16 protein-coding genes are annotated in these 16551 nt (G+C 60.4%); 6 read left to right on the top strand and 10 right to left on the bottom strand.

The genetic code is table 11. The features are described from left to right. Window positions 1-21 precede the first annotated feature (21 nt). The 3 genes from FEE99_RS04735 to FEE99_RS04725 all read right to left on the bottom strand — a co-directional run bounded on the left by FEE99_RS04735 (window position 22) and on the right by FEE99_RS04725 (window position 2912). On the bottom strand, window positions 22-789 hold the full coding sequence (locus FEE99_RS04735) for a TerC family protein (RefSeq protein WP_041476497.1): 768 nt from the start codon (window positions 787-789) through the stop codon (window positions 22-24). A gap of 85 nt (window positions 790-874) precedes the next feature. Then, a complete protein-coding gene (locus FEE99_RS04730; RefSeq protein WP_041476498.1) occupies window positions 875-2182 on the bottom strand; it encodes a CitMHS family transporter in 1308 nt (435 codons plus the stop codon). Between the two features lie 403 nt (window positions 2183-2585). Further along, on the bottom strand, window positions 2586-2912 hold the full coding sequence (locus tag FEE99_RS04725; protein ID WP_041476499.1) for a DOPA 4,5-dioxygenase family protein: 327 nt from the start codon (window positions 2910-2912) through the stop codon (window positions 2586-2588). Between the two features lie 81 nt (window positions 2913-2993). Here FEE99_RS04725 and FEE99_RS04720 point away from each other — a divergent pair, with 81 nt between their 5' ends. Then, complete coding sequence (locus FEE99_RS04720; protein ID WP_041476500.1) at window positions 2994-3659, top strand: NAD(P)-dependent oxidoreductase; 666 nt, start codon at window positions 2994-2996, stop codon at window positions 3657-3659. A 23-nt stretch (window positions 3660-3682) separates the two neighbouring features. On the opposite strand, the gene FEE99_RS04715 is transcribed toward FEE99_RS04720, so the two are convergent. Continuing rightward, window positions 3683-4633 (bottom strand): choline sulfate utilization transcriptional regulator, encoded by a 951-nt coding sequence (locus tag FEE99_RS04715; protein ID WP_041476501.1) that lies wholly within the window; start codon window positions 4631-4633, stop codon window positions 3683-3685. A gap of 114 nt (window positions 4634-4747) precedes the next feature. Between FEE99_RS04715 and betC the strand changes: the two genes are divergently transcribed. The 3 genes from betC (at window position 4748) to FEE99_RS04700 (ending at window position 8980) form a co-directional block, all read left to right on the top strand. Continuing rightward, complete coding sequence (gene betC, locus FEE99_RS04710) at window positions 4748-6268, top strand: choline-sulfatase (protein ID WP_064361046.1); 1521 nt, start codon at window positions 4748-4750, stop codon at window positions 6266-6268. A gap of 10 nt (window positions 6269-6278) precedes the next feature. Beyond that, window positions 6279-7199: a choline ABC transporter substrate-binding protein gene (gene choX / locus FEE99_RS04705; protein ID WP_041476503.1), complete on the top strand. Its 921-nt coding sequence runs from the start codon at window positions 6279-6281 to the stop codon at window positions 7197-7199. 212 nt (window positions 7200-7411) lie between these two features. Beyond that, window positions 7412-8980, top strand: a complete 1569-nt coding sequence (locus tag FEE99_RS04700) for a SulP family inorganic anion transporter (RefSeq protein WP_041476504.1) — start codon at window positions 7412-7414, stop codon at window positions 8978-8980. A gap of 77 nt (window positions 8981-9057) precedes the next feature. Here the strand turns inward: FEE99_RS04700 and aroE are convergent, their stop codons facing one another. Together aroE and hemF are read right to left on the bottom strand one after the other, a co-directional pair. Beyond that, the gene (gene aroE, locus FEE99_RS04695; RefSeq protein WP_041476505.1) at window positions 9058-9879 is read right to left on the bottom strand and encodes a shikimate dehydrogenase; all 822 of its coding nucleotides are present in this window, start codon (window positions 9877-9879) and stop codon (window positions 9058-9060) included. 9 nt (window positions 9880-9888) lie between these two features. Continuing rightward, complete coding sequence (gene hemF / locus FEE99_RS04690) at window positions 9889-10803, bottom strand: oxygen-dependent coproporphyrinogen oxidase (protein ID WP_041476657.1); 915 nt, start codon at window positions 10801-10803, stop codon at window positions 9889-9891. 150 nt (window positions 10804-10953) lie between these two features. On the opposite strand from hemF, the gene FEE99_RS04685 reads away from it, so the two are divergent. Beyond that, window positions 10954-11931 (top strand): quinone oxidoreductase family protein, encoded by a 978-nt coding sequence (locus FEE99_RS04685; RefSeq protein WP_041476506.1) that lies wholly within the window; start codon window positions 10954-10956, stop codon window positions 11929-11931. A 179-nt stretch (window positions 11932-12110) separates the two neighbouring features. On the opposite strand, the gene FEE99_RS04680 is transcribed toward FEE99_RS04685, so the two are convergent. The 4 genes from FEE99_RS04680 to FEE99_RS04665 form a co-directional block, all read right to left on the bottom strand. Continuing rightward, the gene (locus tag FEE99_RS04680; protein WP_237143803.1) at window positions 12111-12983 is read right to left on the bottom strand and encodes a hypothetical protein; all 873 of its coding nucleotides are present in this window, start codon (window positions 12981-12983) and stop codon (window positions 12111-12113) included. A gap of 57 nt (window positions 12984-13040) precedes the next feature. Beyond that, window positions 13041-13598, bottom strand: a complete 558-nt coding sequence (locus FEE99_RS04675) for an L-threonylcarbamoyladenylate synthase (protein ID WP_039757175.1) — start codon at window positions 13596-13598, stop codon at window positions 13041-13043. A 55-nt stretch (window positions 13599-13653) separates the two neighbouring features. After that, window positions 13654-14751: a DNA-processing protein DprA gene (gene dprA / locus FEE99_RS04670; RefSeq protein ID WP_041476507.1), complete on the bottom strand. Its 1098-nt coding sequence runs from the start codon at window positions 14749-14751 to the stop codon at window positions 13654-13656. 84 nt (window positions 14752-14835) lie between these two features. Further along, a complete protein-coding gene (locus tag FEE99_RS04665; RefSeq protein WP_041476508.1) occupies window positions 14836-15861 on the bottom strand; it encodes a LysM peptidoglycan-binding domain-containing protein in 1026 nt (341 codons plus the stop codon). A 159-nt stretch (window positions 15862-16020) separates the two neighbouring features. Here FEE99_RS04665 and def point away from each other — a divergent pair, with 159 nt between their 5' ends. Then, window positions 16021-16527, top strand: a complete 507-nt coding sequence (gene def / locus FEE99_RS04660) for a peptide deformylase (RefSeq protein ID WP_041476509.1) — start codon at window positions 16021-16023, stop codon at window positions 16525-16527. The last annotated feature ends 24 nt before the right edge of the window (window positions 16528-16551 follow it).

The following is a 16551-nucleotide window of genomic DNA, read 5'->3' as shown; positions in this document are numbered from 1 at the left end:
CGTGCTGCCGGGACTACCGGGTTATTGGCCCGGGACATCCTTGCGCAGTTTCACCGGATCCTGCTGTTTCTTTTTCCGGGCCATCGCGCCGCGCAGTTTGATGTTGATAGCCTCAACCGCCAGCGAGAACGCCATGGCGAAGTAGACGTAGCCTTTTGGCACGTGCACGTCGAACGATTCGGCGATCAGCACGGTACCGACCACCAGCAGGAACGACAGCGCGAGCATTTTCAGCGACGGGTGCTTGTCGATGAATTCGCTGATCTTGCCCGACGCCAGCATCATCACCAGCACCGCCACGATGATCGCCGCGACCATCACCGGCACGTGGGAAACCATGCCGACGGCAGTGATCACCGAGTCCAGCGAGAAGACGATATCGATGATCGCGATCTGGATGATGGTGTAGAGGAAGTTGCCGCCCTTGCCCGATGGCGCGTCGTCGCTTTCATCTTCACCTTCCAGCGCGTGGTACATCTCCTGCGAACTCTTCCACAACAGGAACAGGCCACCGAAGAACAGGATCAGGTCGCGGCCGGAAATGCCCTGGCCGAACACTTCGAACAGGTCGGCAGTGAGGCGCATGACCCAGGTAATCGACAGCAGCAACAGGATCCGGGTGACCATGGCCAGGCCAAGACCGAAGATCCGCGTGCGCTGCTGCATGTGTTTCGGCATGCGGCTGACCAGGATCGAAATCATGATGATGTTATCGATACCGAGGACGATTTCCAGGGCGGTCAGGGTAAAAAAGGCAACCCAGATTTCGGGGTTGGTCAGCCAATCCATGTGTATTCCTTTGAGCGAGTGTTAAACCGAAACAGGTCCGGGCTTCAAACCGCGAAGCCGGGACCCGTAACGGTGAGTCTTGGGCTTATAGAGTGCTGAACAGCGGGAAAGTCCCCAACAGCAGTGCAGCAATCAGAATGCAGATACACACCAGGATCGCCCATTTCAGGGTGAAACGCTGGTGATCACCGAAATCGATGCCGGCCAGCGCCACCAACAGATAGGTCGACGGCACCAACGGGCTCAGCAAGTGGACGGGCTGGCCGACGATCGAGGCACGGGCCATTTCCACCGCAGTGATCCCATAGTGGCTGGCCGCTTCGGTCAGCACCGGCAATACACCGTAATAGAACGCATCGTTGGACATGAAGAAGGTGAAGGGCATGCTCACCAGCGCCGTAATCACCGCCAGGTACGGGCCGAGGAATTCCGGAATCACCGCCAACAGGCTCTTCGACATCGCATCGACCATGCCGGTGCCCGACAGGATACCGGTGAAGATACCGGCCGCAAAGATCAGCCCGACCACTGCCAGCACGCTGCCGGAATGCGCGGCGACGCGATCCTTCTGCATTTGCAGGCATGGGTAGTTGACGATCATCGCAATACTGAACGCCACCATGAACAGCACCGGCAGCGGCAACAGGCCGCCGATCAGCGTGCACATCAGGCCGAAAGTCAGTGCGCCATTGAACCAGATCAGCTTCGGACGGCGTGCGTCGGGGAATTGCGAGACGCTGATTTCACTGTGATCGATCTCGTCGCCAACCAGGTGCAACTCGCCGAGACGGGCACGTTCACGCTTGCCGTAGAAGTAGGCAATGACCAGGATCGCCAAGACACCGGCGGCCATCGCCGGGATCATCGGTACGAAAATGTCCGACGGATCGACATGCAGGGCACTCGCCGCGCGGGCGGTCGGACCGCCCCACGGGGTCATGTTCATCACGCCACCGGCGAGGATGATCAGACCGGCCATGATTCGCGGGCTCATGCCGATGCGGCTGTACAGCGGCAGCATCGCAGCCACACAAATCATGTAAGTGGTCGCGCCGTCACCATCGAGGGAAACGACGAGCGCCAGAACGGCGGTACCGACCGAAACTTTCAGCGGGTCGCCCTTGACCAGTTTGAGGATCTTGCGCACGGCCGGGTCGAACAGGCCGGAGTCGATCATCAGGGCGAAATACAGAATGGCGAACATCAACATCACGCCGGTCGGCGCCAGTTTGGTGATGCCTTCAAGCATCATCGGGCCGATCTTCGGCGCGAAACCACCGAACAGGGCGAACAGGATCGGGATGATGATCAGGGCGATCAGCGCGGACAGGCGCTTGGTCATGATCAGGAACATGAACGTGATGACCATGGCGAAGCCAAGGAAAGTCAGCATGGGAATACTCCAGGCGTAGCGCGGCTAGTTGAATGAGCGGATCGGGCAGGATCAGCGCAGAACGGGAGGCGCGAGGCGTACGGGCGGAGTGACCAGCAGGAAGCGGGAGAAACGGCGGGTTGCAGAAGACATCAGAATCACCATTGTTGTTGTTAATTGGGCCGGGCCTGTGGAAAAAACACAGGGCTTGGGCCAACCGGTCTGTTGCCGGGAGTGGGGCGATCCTAATCGGGGAAGCTTTCAGCTACCTTTCGCGACCGAAAGCGATGAATGAATGGTCAACCGGCGGTCGGATGCAGCGACAGCCAATGAATACGGGACGAGAAGCGATACGAGGGAACGGATAGACAACGCTGGCTGGCAGTCTGGACATATTCGTTATCAGTTCAGTCCAAGCACCTGGTTAAAAAATCGACAGATCCAGCGGCCGCACCGCGCCCATCCAGATCGCCCGTTCGGTGTGGTCGAGCAGGTCGTTGCCAGTGTCCGGATGCAGGAACACCACCAACCCCTTGCGGTTAAGCGCCAGCCACGGCAGCACCTCGCCGATCAGCTCGGAACCGAAAGCCAGTTGGCAGCTCCAGTCGGGGTGCGGCCCCACCGGGCGTTCATGCACGCGGCCCATTTTCAGCGCAAACAACTGCGCGGCCTGCTCGCACAAGGCCCGCGCCTGGTCGATGCTTTGTGCGTCGAAATAGACATGGGCGTGATAACCCTTGATCCCTTGCATCGTGTCGCCTCTCAATCGGTTCGAACCCTTGGCTGTTTACACCGTCACAGGTCATATAGGACAACAATAAGGAAAACAGCCATGAAAAATGCCGAGACCCCAGTGGTGAAAGTGGTGCTCTATGGTGCCATGGCCAGCCTGGGCGGTGCGTTGATGGCTGAATTGCTGCGCCGCCAACACGAAGTCATAGCCATTCTCGACGATCTCACTGCACTCGCGCCGCGTCCGGGATTGCGCACCAAGACCGGCGATCTGTTCGATGCCGAGCGGGTCAATCAGAGCGTCGCCGGCAGCTCGGCGGTGATCTGCCTGCTCGATGCTCCGGGGTTGCCGTTCAGCAGCGATCATGTCGAGCGCTCGGTAACGCTGGGGCCGGTCGAACAGGTGCTGGCAGTCGACGCCTTGGTCGAAGGTTTGCAACTGGCCAGCGTGCCGCGCCTGTTTCTGGTCGGCAACTTCGGTGTGCTCGACGAGCCTGACAATGACGAGCGTCTGCAGCGTCACGCCGCCGAAGAAATCCTTGAGGCGGTACAAAGCAGCTCACTGCGCTGGACCCTGGTCAATGCGCCCCATGGCGTGGCCGGATTGACCATCGAGCACTTCAGTCAGGTCGGCGGCAATCTCGAACCGGGATTGGCCGAACCGCTGGAACGCTTGAACCGTGTCGCGGTGGGGATTGCCGATGAACTGCGGTTGAACCTGCATGTGGGGCAGCATGTGAATTTTGTGGCGGCTTCTGATTCGTAAAAGATCGGACGATCTTTTGCTCTTCACACCGCAATCGAGGGCAGGGCCAGACCGTTAAGCGATTCGGCACTGCTGGCCTGTTCCGCCATCAACCAATCAACAAATTCTTGAATCAACAAACCTCGACGTTTGCGTTGCGGTAACACCACGTAATACCCCAGCCGCGACAGCGTGGTTTCCGCCAGCGGTCGGCACAGCAAACCCTGCACCAGCAAGTTATCCACAAGGTGGCGCCAACCGATTGCCACGCCTTGCCCGCCGATCGCCGCTTGGATCAATAGCGTGTAATTGTCGAAGCGCAATTGCCCCGGCGCTGGCGGCGTGGTCAGGCCAAGTTGACGGAACAGCCCGCTCCAGTCGAACCAGTTGCTGCTGTTTTCACCACGCAGATGCAGCAGCGGCAATTCCAGCAGGGCCTGCGCGGGCAACGGCAATGAACGCTCCTTGAGCAGCAGCGGGCTGCACACCGGGAACACTTCTTCGCTGAACAGCCAATGGCTCTCACCCTGCTTGAATCGACCATCGCCAAACAGGATCGCCACGTCGATGTCGGTGCGCAGCATGTTGTGGTTGCGCTCGCTGGTGACCAGGCTGACATCAATGTGCGGATTGGCCTCATGGAAGCGATGCAGGCGCGGCATCAGCCAATAAGCGGCGAAAGCGAAATCCGTGGCCACTTGCAGCACTTCATGTTGCTGCTGAGCGCAGATTGCGCTTAATCCTGCGTCGATATTCTGCAAACCCAGGCTAACTTGCTCGAAAAGCAGGGCGCCAACCTCTGTCAATTCGATGCCCCGGTAGATCCGATCGAACAGGCGTGTGCCGATCTGCTCCTCCAGACGTTTTATCTGCTGGCTGATCGCCGGCTGCGTGGTGCCAAGCTCCACCGCAGCAGCGGTAAAACTGCGATAGCGGGCCGCCGCTTCAAAGGTGCGCAGCAGATCGAGGGAGAGGTCACCGAGGGCGTCATACATAAGCTGTACTTATCCTAGTCATTGTCCGGCGCGGGCTTTACCGGAACAGGCATGGAATCCATGCTCGATCGCAGCACTCTCGCATAAATATTCAACATGGAATGACGCGATCACATGAAGCGCAAGAACATTCTTTTCATCATGGCCGATCAAATGGCCGCGCCAATGTTGCCGTTCTACGGCCCATCGCCGATCAAACTGCCGAATCTGTCCCGCCTCGCCGCCCAAGGCGTGGTGTTCGATGCTGCCTATTGCAACAGCCCGCTGTGCGCGCCGTCGCGCTTCACCCTGGTCAGTGGCCAGTTGCCGAGCAAGATCGGCGCCTACGACAACGCCGCTGATTTCCCTGCCGACATTCCGACTTACGCGCATTACCTGCGGCGTCTCGGCTACCGCACCGCGCTGTCGGGCAAGATGCATTTCTGCGGGCCGGACCAGCTGCACGGTTATGAAGAACGCCTGACCAGCGATATCTACCCGGCCGATTACGGTTGGGCGGTGAACTGGGACGAGCCGGACGTGCGGCCGAGCTGGTATCACAACATGTCTTCGGTACTGCAGGCCGGGCCGTGCGTGCGCACCAATCAGCTGGATTTCGACGAAGAGGTGGTGTTCAAGGCGCAGCAATATCTTTTCGATCACATTCGCGAGGACGGCGAGCAACCGTTCTGCCTGACCGTGTCGATGACCCACCCTCACGATCCGTACACGATTCCCAAGGCTTTCTGGGATCTGTATGACGATGCCGATATCCCGTTGCCTACAGCCTTGAACCAGGACGAACTCGATCCGCACTCGCAACGTCTGCTCAAGGTTTACGACCTGTGGGACAAGCCTCTGCCTGTGGATAAGATCCGCGATGCCCGTCGCGCCTACTTCGGCGCTTGCAGCTATATCGATGCCAATGTCGGCAAACTGCTGCAAACCCTCGAGGAAACCGGGTTGATCGATGACACCATCATCGTCTTCTCCGGTGACCACGGTGACATGCTCGGTGAGAAAGGCCTCTGGTACAAAATGCACTGGTTCGAGATGGCCGCGCGGGTGCCGCTGCTGATCAGCGCACCGGGACAATTCGAGGCCGGCCGGGTCAGCGCCGCCGTATCCACCGCCGACCTGCTGCCGACCTTCGTGGATCTGGCCGGTGGCACGCTTGAGCCGGGCCTGCCGCTGGACGGCCGTTCCTTGCTGCCGCACCTGCAAGGGCAGGGCGGGCATGACGAGGTGTTCGGCGAATACATGGCCGAAGGCACTGTGAGCCCGCTGATGATGATTCGCCGGGGCGCCTACAAATTTATCTACAGCGAAAGCGACCCGTGCCTACTCTTCGATGTGGATAACGATCCGCGCGAGGAAGAGGAACTGAGCCAATCGCCGCAACATCGTCAGCTGTTCGAAGACTTTCTCGCCGAAGCGCGGGCCAAGTGGGACATTCCGGCAATCCATCGGGACGTACTGGCCAGCCAGCGCCGACGCCGTTTCGTCGCCGATGCGTTAACCATCGGCAAGTTGAAGAGCTGGGATCACCAGCCGCTGGTCGATGCCAGTCAGCAGTACATGCGCAACCACATCGACCTTGATGATCTGGAGCGCAAGGCCCGTTATCCACAACCCTGCCAAAACCAAAAATGTTAAGGGGAAGTCCATGCGCAAGTTATCCACAGCTGTCACTGTCGGCCTGATCGCATTGAGCAGCGCCTCGGCGTTCGCCGAGCAAAGCTGCGAAACCGTGAAGATGGCCGATCCGGGCTGGAGCGACATCGCCGCGACCAATGCCATCACCGGGTTTCTGCTGGACGGCATGGGCTATAAGGCCAAAGTCGACACCCTTGCGGTGCCGATCACCTTCGGCGGCTTGAAGGATGGCCAGGTTGACGTGTTCCTCGGCAACTGGATGCCGGCGCAGCAGGGCTTCTATGACAAGTTCGTCGCCACCGGTGATGTGACGCAATTGGCCAAGAACCTGGAAGGCACCGAATTCACCCTCGCCGTCCCCGACTATGTCTGGGAAGCGGGTGTGCATGATTTTGCCGACCTGAACAAATTCGCCGACAAGTTCGACAAGAAGATCTACGGCATCGGCTCAGGCGCGCCGGCGAACATTTCGCTGCAGGAGATCATCAAGAAGAACGACTTCAACATGGGCCAGTGGAAGCTGATCGAGTCCAGCGAACAGGCGATGCTCGCCGAAGTGTCGCGGGCGGTGAAGAAACAGAAATTCGTCACCTTCCTCGGCTGGACCCCGCACCCGATGAACGTGCAGTTGAAAATGCGTTACCTGAAGGGCGGCGAAAAATACTTCGGCGACACCGGCAGCGTATTCACCCTGACCCGTAAGGGCTACGCCGAGGCCTGCCCGAATGTGGGCAAGTTGCTGACCAATCTGGCATTCACCCAGGACATGGAGAACAGCATCATGGCCGAGGTGGTGAACAAGAAGATCAGCAATGCCGAAGCGGCGAAGGCATGGATCAAGGCCAATCCGGCGGTGCTGGACAAGTGGCTGGACGGGGTGAAAACGGTGGATGGCAAGGATGCGTTGGTGGCGGTGAAGGCCAAACTGTAATGCTATCTGACTGCCGACCACTTACCTGTGGCGAGGGGATGTAGCTCCGATCGGCCGCGAAGCAGTCGCAAGATCCATGAACTCGATATACCTGACTCACCGAGAACTCTGGGTTTGGGGCCGCTTCGCGGCCCATCGGGGATAAATCCCCTCGCCACAATGATTGCTGTGTCCTGATAGGCTTGCCTGAAAAACCCCAACCGCGAGGACCCATGGCCTTCCCCAGCCGCCGTTCACTTTTTCCTTTCCTGAGCTGGTTGCCACGGCAAACCCGCGCCAGCGTCGGGCGGGACCTGATCGTCGGCCTCAGCGGTGCGATTCTCGCCTTGCCCCAGTCGATTGCCTACGCGCTGATTGCCGGACTGCCACCGGAATACGGCCTGTATGCGGCGATCATCCCGGTGTTGATCGCCTGCCTGTGGGGGTCGTCATGGCATCTGATCTGCGGCCCGACGGCGGCGATTTCGATTGTCCTGTACGCCAGCGTCAGCCCGCTCGCGGTGCCGGCGTCCGAGGACTACATCACTCTGATCCTGCTGCTGACGTTCCTTGCGGGGATTTTCCAGTGGTTGCTCGGCTTGCTGCGCTTTGGCGCACTGGTGAATTTCGTTTCGCATTCGGTGGTGCTCGGCTTCACCCTCGGCGCCGCCGTGGTGATCGCCATCGGGCAATTGCCCAATCTGCTCGGGCTGGAATTGCCGCCCAACACCACGGCGCTCGCCAGCCTGATGGATCTGCTGCGACATCTGGGGGCTGTGGATAAGCCCTCGCTGATGCTCGGCGTCGCTACAGTGATCGTCGGCGTGGCCCTGAAAAAACTCCTGCCGCGCTGGCCGACGCTGTTGATCACGCTGGTGCTGGCCAGTCTGCTGGTGTGGATCTGGCCCGCGATGTTCGGCCATGTGCATCTGGTCAGCGCTTTCGTCGGACGCCTGCCGCCGTTCAGTACGCTGCCGCTGGATCTGGAGGTTATCCTGCGCCTGCTGCCAAGCGCGGTGGCAGTGGGCATGCTCGGGCTGGTCACCAGCCTGTCGATTGCCCGCTCGATTTCGGCGCGGTCGCAGCAGTTGCTCGATGCCAATCAGGAAGTCCGCGCACAGGGTTTGTCGAACATCGTCGGTGCGTTCTTTTCCGGGTCGCTCTCAGCCGGATCGTTTACCCGTTCGGGATTGAGTTATGAGGCGGGGGCCTGCTCGCCGCTGGCCGGGGTATTCTCGGCGATCTGGGTGGCGCTGTTCGCGGTGTTCGGCGCCGGGCTGATCGCACACATTCCGATCCCGGCCATGGCCGGCAGCATCCTGTTGATTGCCTGGGGTCTGGTCGATCACCGGGGCATTCGCGCTTTGCTACGGGTCAGCCGCGCCGAGTTCGTGGTGATGGCCCTGACCTGTCTTGCGACCTTGCTGCTGGAATTGCAGACGGCGATCTACGCCGGGGTGCTGGCGTCGTTGTTTTTCTACCTCAAGCGCACCTCGCAACCACGGGTGCAGCATTGGCGCGATGGTGACGACGATGTGTTGCGCGTGGGTGGTTCGATCTTCTTCGGCGCCAGCCATTACCTGCAAGTGCGCCTGCAACGCCTGCATGGCGCACGGGTGGTGATCGAGGCAGAGCAGATCAACTTCATCGATTATTCGGGGGTGGAGATGCTGCATCAGGAAGCGCGACGCCTGCTGGGCCAGGGTCGCAGCCTGACCTTACGCCGGGCGCGGCCGCCGGTGGTGGAGGAGTTGAGGAAGCTGGAGGGGGCGGAGAAGTGCCCGATCAGGTTTGAGGATTGATCTGATATCGCGGTGGTGATGCGATTCGCGAGCAGGCTCGCTCCCACATTGATCGTATTTCAATGTGGGAGCAAAGCTTAAAGGGCCAGTTGGCGTCGCAGCTCGGCGAGTACCGGCGCGGTATCCGGGCGCACGCCACGCCACAGCCAGAATGCCTCGGCTGCCTGTTCGGCGAGCATGCCCAGACCATCCATCGCCAGCGCCGCGCCGTGCTCAGTGGCCCAGCGGCAGAACGCGGTCGGTTCCTTGCCGTACATCATGTCGTAGCACAGCGTCTGGCCTGGCTCGATCAGGCTTGGCGCAATCGGCGGCACGTCACCGGTCAGGCTGGCGGAGGTGGCGTTGATGATCACGTCCACCGGCTCGCGCAGCCAGTCGAAACCACTGGCCGACACCGGCCCGAGGTCGCAGAACAACTCGGCCAGCAGTTCAGCCTTGTCCACGGTGCGATTGGCGATGATCACCGAGGCCGGCTTCTCCGCCAGCAATGGCTCCAGCGCACCGCGCACCGCGCCGCCAGCGCCGAGCAAAAGGATGCGCTTACCGGTCAGGCTGAACCCGGCATTCACCGTCAGATCGCGGACCAGGCCTGCGCCATCGGTGTTGTCGCCGAGCAGTGAGCCATCGTCCAGTTTGCTCAAGGTGTTCACCGCACCGGCGCGCTGCGCGCGGGCGGTCAGGCTGTCGGCCAGACGGTAGGCATCTTCCTTGAACGGCACCGTCACATTGGCGCCGCGCCCTTCGCGAAAGAACGCCTTGGCGCAGCCGGCAAAATCATCCAGCGGCGCCAGCAGCGTGCTGTAGTCGAGGCGCTGGCCGGTCTGTTCGGCGAACAACTGGTGAATCATCGGCGACTTGCTGTGGCCGATCGGATTACCGAAAACGACGTAACGATCCATCACCCGTCCTCAGGCCTCGGCCAGCCAGTCGCGATCCTGCAGGAAGTAATCGGTCAGGCGCGCTTCTGCGCTGCCCGGCTCGGCCTTCCAGTCATAGCCCCAACGCACTTGCGGTGGCAGCGACATCAGAATCGATTCAGTGCGGCCACCCGATTGCAGACCGAACAGCGTGCCACGGTCGTAAACCAGGTTGAATTCGACGTAGCGGCCTCGGCGGAATTCCTGGAATTCGCGCTGCTGGGCAGTGAAGGCGTCGATCTTGCGCCGTTGCACGATCGGCAGGTAGGCCTCGATATAGGCATCGCCGATGGCGCGCATGAAGGCGAAACTGGTGTCGAAATCCCACTCGTTCAGATCGTCGAAGAACAGACCGCCAATGCCCCGTGGCTCATGACGATGCTTGATATGGAAATAGGTGTCGCACCAGGCCTTGTAACGCGGATAGACGTCCGCACCGAACGGCGCACAGGCTTGCTCGGCGACGCGGTGCCAATGAATGCAATCTTCCTCAACGCCGTAATACGGGGTCAGGTCGAAACCGCCGCCAAACCACCAGACCGGTTCTTCGCCTTCTTTTTCAGCGATGAAAAAGCGCACGTTGGCGTGGGAGGTCGGCACATGCGGGTTGTGCGGGTGGATCACCAGCGACACACCGAGCGCCTCGAAACCACGCCCGGCCAATTCCGGCCGATGGGCGCTGGCCGATGGCGGCAGGCCGCTGCCAAACACGTGGGAGAAATTGACGCCGCCCTTTTCGATCAGCGTGCCGTTTTCCAGCACACGGGTACGCCCGCCACCGCCCGCCGGCCGGGTCCAGGCGTCTTCGACGAAGCATTTGCCGCCGTCTTCGGTTTCCAGTGCAGCGCAGATGCGGTCTTGCAGATCGAGCAGATAGGCCTTTACGGCGTCGGTGCGGGTCGTCATGGCTTCACCTTGAATCGGGCGGCGCCCCGGCAGGCGGGCGGCGCAAATGGGCGCGTAGCATACCATCGCAGACCGGCGCGCCGCAGTTGACGAAGATCAAGCAGGGGAGTTGGATAGAGGGCTTAGCAACGACCCAAGGAGAGCAGACAGATGGCAAAGCGTATCCAGTTCCGCGCCCACGGCGGTCCCGAAGTGCTCGAATATGTAGACTACGAACCCGCTGCGCCCGGGCCGAATCAGGTGCGCGTGGCCAATCAGGCAATCGGCCTGAACTTCATCGACACCTATTACCGCAGCGGCCTCTATGCACCGCCCGCGTTGCCGTCCGGCCTGGGTTCGGAAGGCGCCGGCACGGTCGATGCGGTGGGCAGCGAAGTCACCCGTTTCAAGGTCGGCGATCGCGTGGCATACGGCAGCGGCCCGCTCGGCGCCTATAGCCAGCTGCATGTGCTGCCGCAGGACAATCTGGTGCATCTGCCCGATGAAATCAGTTTCGAAACTGCCGCCGGGGTCATGCTCAAGGGTCTGACCGTGCAATACCTGCTGCGCCAGACCTACCAACTGCAGGGCGGCGAAACCATTCTGTTCCACGCCGCAGCCGGTGGCGTCGGCTCTCTGGCCTGCCAATGGGCCAAAGCGCTGGGCGTGAAGCTGATCGGCACCGTCAGCTCGAAGGAGAAGGCCGAACTGGCCAAGGCCAACGGCGCCTGGGCGACCATCGACTACAGCCATGAAAACGTTGCCGAGCGCGTGCTGGCGCTGACTGACGGCAAGAAAGTCCCGGTGGTGTATGACGGCGTCGGCAAGGACACCTGGCTCACGTCCCTGGACAGCGTGGCACCACGTGGCCTTGTAGTGAGTTTCGGCAATGCTTCGGGCGCAGTCGACGGCGTCAACCTGGGCATTCTTGCCGCGAAGGGCTCGTTGTACGTCACCCGGCCTACGCTGGCGACCTACGCCAACAACGCCGAGAACCTGCAGCGCATGGCCGACGAGCTGTTCGAGATGATCATCAGCGGCAAGCTGAAGGTCGACATCAGCCAGCGCCATGCATTGGCCGATGCGGCAAAAGCACAAACCGAACTGTCGGCACGGCGCACTACCGGTTCCACGATTCTGTTGCCATAACGCTTCAAGTTGATACTCGGTGAACTCTTCCATGAGTTCGCCGAGTATCTTTCAGCTATATCAAGTACATCTTCCGGTGAAGTTTCTTCGCCGCTGGCCTACGACCGGAAAACTTCCTGCGCAACTTCTTCGACTCGTATACAAGCCATTTCTCTGCCCACTCTTCGATTATTGGCGGATCAATACTGACGGTTATGAACATCACGATACTCCGGCTGATGCACGTTCATGTTCACAGGCTGATCCAGGGCCATCAGGATTTGCCGCCATTCGGCGGACAACAGCCAATAATCGCCCCGGGCACGCTGCTCGATATGCATAGCGTGCGAAGCGATCGGTGTCAGGCCGAAGCGCTGAAACAGTTGCCGCTGTGGCGATCTGCACAAGGCCGTTACCCCCTGATATCCGCGATCGATCGCCCATTCGGCGGCGGTGGCGAGCAGGCCATTGATCGACACCGGCCGGTGCTGCTGGGAATGGGTAATCAAGCGACTGAATTCGACATGCCGAGCCAATGCCACAGTGGGAGACACATGATGCTGCGCCAGTGAGGCCCATTCGAACGGCGCCGGGGTTGCCCGCAGCACTGCAATGAGTTGATCTCGCTGGTAGAGCAAGAAGTGCGTACTGCGCGAGGTGATCGCCAAACGGGTTTCCAGCGCCCGGGCTCTGGAAGTGAGCATGTAATGCTGCAATCGCAGGCGAAACTGCCGACCAATGAAACGCTCGAATTCTCCGGCGTCCGACCCCGCCTCAAGAATGGCCACACGATAGTCGGCCTGTTGATTCTTGAGTGTCTCCTGAAAGCCCTGCAGATAATCCTTGAGGTGTAAATCCGTAATATCCATTACTTCTCCGCAGCCATTAACATTTCGAAGTTGTATCAAGCACATTGAAAGAATGGATGCTTTTGAAAATCTCGCCACTGCACGCGTTCTGATAATCGCGTGGGAAAACTTACAGATATTGCAGAGTCGAAGAACCGTCTGACGCATGCAAGAACAATGGCAACGGATAAGTTTTAAACGAGTGCAGGAATAAACTGCGGGCATGCGCAAAACTCCTCGTCAATAGCGCCGAGGAGTCCGCAAAAAATAAAAAGAATGGCGTCAGTCAGGACGAACGACGTTACCGGTGGCCAGGTCGCGGATCACACTGGGGTTCTTGCGCCCGCCAAGGCTGCCGCCGAGCACCAGATCGACCTGCCCACGGAAATACTGCTCGATGCGCAAACGCGTGCGCGCCGGCGGTCGCCCCTGTGGATTGGCCGATGTCGAGATCAGCGGCCCGACCAGCGAGCACAAGTCGCGCACCTGCGGGTGATCGCTGACTCGCAGCGCCACGGTGTCATGCACGCCTGTGACCCATTCCGGCAACAGGTTCTGATGCGGCACCAGCCAGGTGTTCGGCCCCGGCCAGGTGCTGGCCATGCGGTCGATCCAGTCCTGCGGGAAGTCCTCGAAGAGGAAATCGAACTGGCGGATATTGTCGGCGACCAGGATCAGCCCTTTGCTCACCGAGCGATTCTTGATCGCCAGCAAGCGGTCCACCGCGTCTTCATTCCACGGGTCGCAACCCAGCCCCCAGACGGCTTCGGTTGGATAGGCAATCACCGCGCCGGCGCGAACTTCACGCGCGGCTTGTTGCACACGCCAACTGTTGACCATGAAAAAACTCTCCACAAACAGGTTTCGCGCAGTTTACCGATCTTCATCGTAAAACCTAGCTCGACCGCGCCAGCCAGCGACCGTTTTCGCATACCGCACGGCCTTCGATTTCCAGCTCGGTCAACGTTGCCAGCACTTTCGGCAACGCCCAGCCACAGCTCGCGGCCAACGCCTCGCTGGTGTGCGGCGCGGCGTGAAGCAGCGCCAGCAACGGGTGATCGGCCTGCGGCGGCGCTGTGGATAACAACGGTTGCTGCCAGCCGCGCAGCGCTTCGAGGATATGTTCAATAGTCTCCACCAACACCGCCCCGTCGCGAATCAACTGATGACAACCGCGCGCGCCGGGGTGATGGATAGAGCCCGGAATGGCATAAACCTCGCGCCCTTGCTCTGCCGCCAGCCGCGCGGTAATCAACGAACCGCTGGCAACACTGGCCTCGACCACCAGCACGCCAAGGGATAACCCGCTGATGATGCGATTGCGCCGGGGGAAGTTGCTCGCGGTTGGTCCGGCGTCCAGCGGAAACTCCGAGAGCACCGCGCTTCCCGAAGCAATCATCGCCTCAGCCAAGCGTTTATTGCGCTGTGGATAAAAATTCTCCAGGCCCGTGCCAAGCACCCCCACGGTCAACCCGCCAACGTCCAGAGCAGCCTGATGGGCAGCGGCATCGATGCCCAGCGCCAGACCACTGGTGATGACAAAACCGGCCCCGGCCAGACTGCGAGAAAACGCCGCCGCCGTGTCCATGCCCGGGCGCGAAGCGCGGCGGCTGCCGACCATCGCCAGTTGCGGTTTTTCCAGAATCGACGGATCGCCGGCGACGAATAACATTGGCGGCGGGTCAGGAATCTGCGCCAGCAACGCTGGATAGTCCGCCTGGTCCCACATCAGCAAATGTTGATCGGGGCGCTCTAGCCAGCGCATTGCGTGGCTGGCGCCGTCGCGCACCGTCGGACAACGCCGTGCCTCGGCGCACGCCGCCGGCAACCCCAGCGAGCGCCATGCACTGGCCGGCGCGCTGAGGGCTTTCGACGCCGAGCCGAAGGCTTCGAGCAATTTGGCAAAACGCTTGGGACCGATATCCGGCATGCGGTGCAGGCGCAGACGCGCCTCCAGTTCCGCCGGGGAAATGGCTGTACTGACAGACAACATGAATGGATCATCCTTGATCGTTCGATGCTCCGAACCATTCGGAACAAGCTGTGGATAACTCTGTTGGTAACTTGTTAAGCAAGCTTACGGATTTCGCACCTTGTCGAGCACCGCCAGCGAGCGCGAAGCGTTGAGCACCAGGCCGTAACTGAGTTTGTCGTAGGTGCGGAACACCATCAGCAGGCCGGCTCGTTCATCGGGAATCTTCAGCGGTTGGCCGGTAATCCGGTCGCGCACCGTTTCGCCGGTTTTCATCACCGCCAGGACATTGCCTTCGGCCAGACCGTCACGTTTGCCTTTGTTCAGGGTAACCACGTCCATCACACCGATCTGCGTGACGCCGCGTGGCACGTCGATGATCAGGCCGTCGATGGAACGCTTCGGCGCGCTGGGCATGAAAGTCGAATTGATCGAGCGTTCTTCACCGCCGAACAAGCGGTCACCGAGGCGCACTTCCTGGGTGGTGCGTTGCAAGGCGAGAGTGGCAACGTCGCCTTCGGTGGCAACAACCTCGCCGCCGCCGATATCGTCGGCGTTGATGCCGAGGAATTCCTTGGTCTGCGGGTCGGTGTAGACCTTGCCCTGGCGGAAGATGCCGTACACCGGCTGCTCCGGATCGAAATGGCCGCGCGCGAAGATGCGATCGCCTGTACCGCTGAGCACCCGTTCGGCATCGCCGGCGACGATGTACGGCGCCTTGTCGAAATCTTCGGCCTTGTCGACGATGCGATTGCTCAGCAGAAAACTGTTGATCGATTTCAGCGGAATGCTCGGAATCGCCTCGGCCACCGGGCTGGTGCGAATCCGTGGCGAGAGCTTGATGGTGCCGCGCGACTCGCCACGATGGACGGTCAGCTGCGGCTGGCCGTTGACGTAGCTGAGGGTCAGCGTGTCGCCGGGATAGATCAGGTTGGGGTTTTCGATCTGCGGGTTGGCCCGCCACAGTTGTGGCCACTGCCAGGGCTCGCGCAGGTATTTGCCGGAGATATCCCAGAGCGTGTCCCCGGAAACCACCGTGTATTGCTGTGGAAAACCATCCCTGAGTTGCACTTGCCCTTGCGCGGCGCCGGCCGAAGCCAGAAGCATCAGGGCGAGTAGTGTTTTCCTCATGCAGTGAATCCCTTTATCATGTGCATTCGCGTGAATCGTCAGAGCCCCCGTGGCTCGCTTCTGTTTTTCAGAAGCTACGCTTCACAACGGTAGCCTGCATCTTCGGACCCGCCAGGCCATCGACCCGACTTTACTCAACGTGTGCAGCAATCGAAGCCTATGGCCATTTTAAACATCCTCGAATTTCCGGACCCGCGTCTGCGCACTATCGCCAAACCAGTGGCTGTAGTGGACGACGAAGTGCGTCAGTTGGTCGACGACATGTTTGAAACAATGTATGAAGCGCCGGGCATCGGCCTCGCCGCGACCCAGGTCAACGTGCACAAACGTATCGTCGTGATGGACCTGTCCGAAGACCGTACCGAGCCACGGGTGTTCATCAACCCCGAGTTCGAATCGCTGACCGAGGAGATGGACCAGTATCAGGAAGGCTGCCTCTCGGTACCGGGCTTCTACGAAAACGTCGACCGCCCGCAAAAGGTCAAGATCAAGGCGCTGGACCGCGACGGCAAGCCCTATGAACTGATCGCCGAAGGCCTGCTCGCCGTGTGCATCCAGCACGAATGCGACCACCTCAACGGCAAATTGTTCGTCGATTACCTGTCCACGCTCAAACGCGACCGGATCAAGAAGAAACTGGAAAAGCTGCACCGCCAGAACGCTTGATGCCCCTCTTCAAAGGCTTGCTGC

It is taken from the genome of Pseudomonas sp. ef1 (genome assembly GCF_007293365.2).
GTDB lineage: Bacteria > Pseudomonadota > Gammaproteobacteria > Pseudomonadales > Pseudomonadaceae > Aquipseudomonas > Aquipseudomonas siliginis.
The sequence above is the reverse complement of the archived record's forward strand: the minus strand, read 5'-3'. Positions and strand labels throughout refer to the sequence as shown.

Bases quoted from the DNA above. Each gene is read 5' to 3' on its own strand.
- FEE99_RS04735 (WP_041476497.1), bottom strand. From the start codon at position 789: ATGGATTGGCTGACCAACCCCGAAATCTGGGTTGCCTTTTTTACCCTG.
- FEE99_RS04730 (WP_041476498.1), bottom strand. From the start codon at position 2,182: ATGCTGACTTTCCTTGGCTTCGCCATGGTCATCACGTTCATGTTCCTG.
- FEE99_RS04725 (WP_041476499.1), bottom strand. From the start codon at position 2,912: ATGCAAGGGATCAAGGGTTATCACGCCCATGTCTATTTCGACGCACAA.
- FEE99_RS04720 (WP_041476500.1), top strand. From the start codon at position 2,994: ATGAAAAATGCCGAGACCCCAGTGGTGAAAGTGGTGCTCTATGGTGCC.
- FEE99_RS04715 (WP_041476501.1), bottom strand. From the start codon at position 4,633: ATGTATGACGCCCTCGGTGACCTCTCCCTCGATCTGCTGCGCACCTTT.
- betC (WP_064361046.1), top strand. From the start codon at position 4,748: ATGAAGCGCAAGAACATTCTTTTCATCATGGCCGATCAAATGGCCGCG.
- choX (WP_041476503.1), top strand. From the start codon at position 6,279: ATGCGCAAGTTATCCACAGCTGTCACTGTCGGCCTGATCGCATTGAGC.
- FEE99_RS04700 (WP_041476504.1), top strand. From the start codon at position 7,412: ATGGCCTTCCCCAGCCGCCGTTCACTTTTTCCTTTCCTGAGCTGGTTG.
- aroE (WP_041476505.1), bottom strand. From the start codon at position 9,879: ATGGATCGTTACGTCGTTTTCGGTAATCCGATCGGCCACAGCAAGTCG.
- hemF (WP_041476657.1), bottom strand. From the start codon at position 10,803: ATGACGACCCGCACCGACGCCGTAAAGGCCTATCTGCTCGATCTGCAA.
- FEE99_RS04685 (WP_041476506.1), top strand. From the start codon at position 10,954: ATGGCAAAGCGTATCCAGTTCCGCGCCCACGGCGGTCCCGAAGTGCTC.
- FEE99_RS04680 (WP_237143803.1), bottom strand. From the start codon at position 12,983: ATGCCCGCAGTTTATTCCTGCACTCGTTTAAAACTTATCCGTTGCCAT.
- FEE99_RS04675 (WP_039757175.1), bottom strand. From the start codon at position 13,598: ATGGTCAACAGTTGGCGTGTGCAACAAGCCGCGCGTGAAGTTCGCGCC.
- dprA (WP_041476507.1), bottom strand. From the start codon at position 14,751: ATGTTGTCTGTCAGTACAGCCATTTCCCCGGCGGAACTGGAGGCGCGT.
- FEE99_RS04665 (WP_041476508.1), bottom strand. From the start codon at position 15,861: ATGAGGAAAACACTACTCGCCCTGATGCTTCTGGCTTCGGCCGGCGCC.
- def (WP_041476509.1), top strand. From the start codon at position 16,021: ATGGCCATTTTAAACATCCTCGAATTTCCGGACCCGCGTCTGCGCACT.